Annotated in this window: 4 protein-coding genes and 1 pseudogene; all 5 read right to left on the reverse strand. The window is 59.2% G+C overall.

The genetic code is table 11. From position 1 onward, the window contains the following. Nucleotides 1-1921 (reverse strand): elongation factor G (fusA, locus tag V6C16_RS08700; RefSeq protein WP_333543023.1); only part of this gene is annotated, 1921 nt, incomplete at its 3' end. A gap of 108 nt (nucleotides 1922-2029) precedes the next feature. Beyond that, nucleotides 2030-2500, reverse strand: a complete 471-nt coding sequence (gene rpsG / locus V6C16_RS08705) for a 30S ribosomal protein S7 (RefSeq protein ID WP_012625690.1) — start codon at nucleotides 2498-2500, stop codon at nucleotides 2030-2032. A 114-nt stretch (nucleotides 2501-2614) separates the two neighbouring features. Further along, nucleotides 2615-2986, reverse strand: a complete 372-nt coding sequence (gene rpsL / locus V6C16_RS08710; RefSeq protein WP_012625691.1) for a 30S ribosomal protein S12 — start codon at nucleotides 2984-2986, stop codon at nucleotides 2615-2617. 207 nt (nucleotides 2987-3193) lie between these two features. After that, nucleotides 3194-3538: an SMR family transporter gene (locus tag V6C16_RS08715; protein WP_442886204.1), complete on the reverse strand. Its 345-nt coding sequence runs from the start codon at nucleotides 3536-3538 to the stop codon at nucleotides 3194-3196. A 125-nt stretch (nucleotides 3539-3663) separates the two neighbouring features. Next, nucleotides 3664-4139 (reverse strand): annotated as a pseudogene (locus tag V6C16_RS08720) (valine--tRNA ligase); the annotation flags it as partial.

Below are 4139 nucleotides of genomic sequence, written 5' to 3' on the forward strand. Positions count from 1 at the left end.
GTGCGCCGCCGGCGCGGGCTTCCATGCTCTGCACGCGGCCACGGCGCCCGTTGAGGTCGCCCATGACGTCGCCGAGGTATTCTTCGGGCGTCACCACTTCCACGTCCATGATGGGCTCCAGCAGCACTGGGGTGGCCTTCTGCATGGCGTCCTTGATAGCCATGGAGCCAGCCACATAGAACGCCTGTTCCGAAGAGTCCACTTCGTGGTAGGAGCCGAAGACCAGGTTGACCTTCACGTCCACCACGGGGAAGCCAGCCAGCACGCCGGACTTCAGGGCATCGTTGATACCCTTGTCCACCGGGGCGATGTATTCCTTGGGAATGACGCCGCCGGTAATGGAGTTGACGAACTCGTAACCGTTGCCCGGATTGGGTTCGACCTCGATCACAACGTGGCCGTACTGGCCGCGGCCGCCGGACTGCTTGGCGTGCTTGAGGTCGGACTTGGCGGGCTTGGAAATGGTTTCGCGATAGGCCACCTGGGGCTTGCCCACATTGGCGTTCACGTTGAATTCACGGGTCAGGCGGTCAACGATGATTTCCAGATGCAGCTCGCCCATACCGGCAATAAGCGTCTGGTTGGTTTCTTCGTCGCCCTTGACGCGGAAAGAGGGGTCTTCCTTGGCGAGCTTGTTGAGCGCGGCGGAAAGGGCGTCGCGGTCAGCCTTGGTCTTGGGCTCAATGGCCACTTCAATGACCGGCTCGGGAATATTCAGCGATTCCAGGATCACCGGGCGCTTTTCGTCGCACAGGGTGTCGCCGGTGGAGGCGTTCTTGAGGCCCACCAGAGCCACGATGTCGCCAGCGCCGGCCCATTTCACATCTTCGCGCTTGTTGGCGTGCATCTTGAGAATGCGGCCGATGCGCTCACGCTTGCCGGTGTTGGAGTTGTACACCGTGGTGCCGGACTCAAGGAAGCCCGAATAAATGCGGAAGAACGAAAGGTGGCCGATGAAGGGGTCGGAGAACAGCTTGAACAGCAGACCGGCCAGAGGCTCCTTGTCGTTACAGTAGCATTCGATGATTTCATCTTCCTTGCCGGGTACATGGCCGGGCATGGGCGGAATGTCCACGGGCGAAGGCAGGTAGTCCACCACGGCGTCCAGCAGGGGCTGCACGCCCATGTTGCGGAAAGCCGAGCCGCACATGACAGGCACGATGGTGCGGGCAATGGTGGCCTTGCGGATGCAGGAAACAATCTCCTCTTCCGTGAGATCTTCGCCGCCCAGGTACTTTTCGAGCAGCACTTCGTCTTCTTCGGCCACGGCTTCAACCAGTTCGTGCCGCTTTTCCTCAAAGAGGTCCTTCATGTCGGCAGGCACGTCTTCAACCAAAAATTCCTGGCCCTTGCTGAGCTTGTCAAAGCGGATGGCCTTGCCGCGCACGAGGTCCACCACGCCTTCAAACTTGTCTTCAGCGCCGATGGGCAGTTCCAGCGGCACGGCCTTGGCTCCAAGGCGGTCATGAATCATGCCCACGCAACGGAAGAAGTTGGCGCCGATGCGATCCATCTTGTTCACAAAGCAGATGCGGGGTACGCCGTAATGGTCGGCCTGACGCCACACGGTTTCAGACTGGGGCTCAACACCGGCCACAGCGTCAAACACGCAGATGGCGCCGTCAAGCACACGCAGCGAACGTTCCACTTCAATGGTGAAGTCAACGTGACCGGGGGTGTCGATGATGTTGATGCGGCAGTCTTTCCAGAAGCAGGTGGTGGCAGCGGAGGTAATGGTGATGCCACGCTCCTGTTCCTGCTCCATCCAGTCCATGGTGGCCTGGCCTTCGTGCGTTTCGCCAATCTTGTGGCTCACGCCGGTATAGAAAAGAATGCGCTCGGTGGTGGTGGTTTTTCCGGCGTCAATATGGGCCATAATGCCGATATTGCGCTGTTTGTCTACAGGAACGGTGCGGGACACGGGGTTATCCTCCATACTGCGGATGCGGTGTGGTGTGGTGCAAAACCGACGCCGCTTCCTTACGGATGCGGCGTCGGGATATATTCATGAGAAAATCGGGACGGCCTCTTACCAGCGGTAATGAGAGAATGCCTTGTTGGCATCAGCCATGCGGTGGGTGTCTTCGCGTTTTTTCACCGCGCCACCGCGCCCGTTGAAAGCATCCAGCAGTTCGGCGGAAAGCTTCGCGGTCATGCCTTTTTCGCCACGGGAACGGGCGTAGTTGATGAGCCAGCGGATAGACAGGGAAACCTGACGCTCGGGGCGCACTTCCATAGGAACCTGATAGGTGGCGCCGCCCACGCGGCGGGCCTTGACTTCCATGTGGGGCTTCACGTTGTCCAGGGCCTTTTCAAAGGCGCGCATGGGTTCTTCACCTGTCTTTTCGGCCAGGTGTTCCAACGAACTGTAAAAAATCTTTTCAGCGGCGCCCTTTTTGCCGTCATACATGAGCCGGTTCACGAACTTGGTGATGAGACGGCTGGAATAAATCGGATCGGGCAGCACTTCCCTTTTGGGAACAGGACCTTTACGGGGCATGGGGTTTCTCCTTCATGCGGTTTTTCGGCGTCACCAACCCCGCAACGCACCGGCGCTCGAAACAACGGGCGGCCAGGCGCGCCGCATGGCGCACGCCGTACAAGATAAAGCAGACTATTTAGGACGCTTGGCGCCGTACTTGGAACGGCTCTTGCGACGGTCGGCCACACCGGAGGTATCCAGGGTGCCGCGCACGATGTGGTAACGTACGCCGGGCAAGTCTTTTACACGGCCGCCGCGGATGATGACCACAGAGTGTTCCTGAAGGTTGTGGCCTTCGCCGGGGATGTAGGCCGTCACTTCAATGCCGTTGGTCAGGCGCACACGGGCAACCTTACGCAGAGCGGAGTTAGGCTTTTTAGGGGTGGTGGTGTAAACGCGCGTGCACACGCCGCGACGCTGCGGGCAAGCCTGCAGGGCGGGCGTCTTTTTGCGTTTCAGCACGGCCTTCCGCTCAATGCGGATAAGCTGGTTAATCGTGGGCATTCTTTCCCTCCATTTGGGATTTTGTCAAAAACTATAAACCTGAAGAGGACAGGACATATCTTACCTGTCAAGGACTGTCAATAGCGCGCCCCGGCGAAAACCACGGCCCTGCGCCCGGAAGCGCTGTTCCATTTTGCCGGGATCTGTCTTTTTACCTTGTTATTGCACCGTGTTGCCTGCCCGTCGATCAATGCTGATCAATGTTGGTCAATGCGGCACGGAACTGGAAAAAAAATTGATGACAAGCACGCCCAGCACGATGAGTCCAAGGCCGATGCAGGCTGCCAGATCGAGCTTCTGCCCGAAAAGAAACAGACCGATGACGGAGACGATAACTATGCCGACGCCGCTCCAGATACCGTAGGAAATCCCCATAGGCACAACCTTGAGCACCTGCGACAGCAGAAAAAACGAAACTCCGTAACCGGCCAGTGCGGTCACGGTGGGGACAAGGCGGCTCATGCCCTCGGACTGTTTAAGGCATGCTGTGGCGATAACCTCAAGCAGGATGGCTCCGCCCAATTGCAGATAGGCCAGGGTGGCGGGGTGCATATTTTCCTCAAGCGTCGCGGTATGCTGCCGCACGGAAACCGCGCCACATCCGAAGTCGGCAGGCAACGGGCAAAACCGGCCGGGAAGGACATTTCGGCAAAGAAATGCCCTTCCCCAAGCCGCAACTATTCTTCGTTCAAGGCTTCGGCAAAGCGGGTGCGCAGGGCTTCCAGCTTGGCCTTGGCGTCCAGCAGCTTTCCGGCGCGTTCGCGCTCACGCTCGACCACCTCAGCCGGAGCGCGTCCGACGAAGCTTTCATTGCTGAGCTTCTTGTTCACGCCCACTATGTCCTTTTCAAGCTTGGCAAGTTCCTTGTCCAGCCGGGCCAGTTCGCCGTTCAGGTCAACGGCCCCCTTGAGCGGCACAATGACCTGGCAGCCTTCAACCACCGCCGAGGCCGAAGCCTTGGGCGCCTGTACGTCCGCCCCCGCGGTAAGCTCATCCAGGCGTGCCAGCGTGAGCACAAGATCGCGGTTTTCTTCCAACAATGCCTGCTGGGCCGCATCCACGGGGTGCAAAAGCAGGCTTACGCGGTGCGCCGGGCTGATGCCAAGCTCGGCCTTGATGGTGCGCACCGCCACGATGATCCCCTGGATAAGCT

Source organism: Desulfovibrio sp. 1188_IL3213, from assembly GCF_036763145.1.
In the GTDB taxonomy this organism is placed as follows: domain Bacteria; phylum Desulfobacterota; class Desulfovibrionia; order Desulfovibrionales; family Desulfovibrionaceae; genus Desulfovibrio.

Coding starts and splice junctions, on each gene's coding strand:
- rpsG (WP_012625690.1), bottom strand. CDS start 2,500: ATGCCCCGTAAAGGTCCTGTTCCCAAAAGGGAAGTGCTGCCCGATCCG.
- rpsL (WP_012625691.1), bottom strand. CDS start 2,986: ATGCCCACGATTAACCAGCTTATCCGCATTGAGCGGAAGGCCGTGCTG.
- V6C16_RS08715 (WP_442886204.1), bottom strand. CDS start 3,538: ATGCACCCCGCCACCCTGGCCTATCTGCAATTGGGCGGAGCCATCCTG.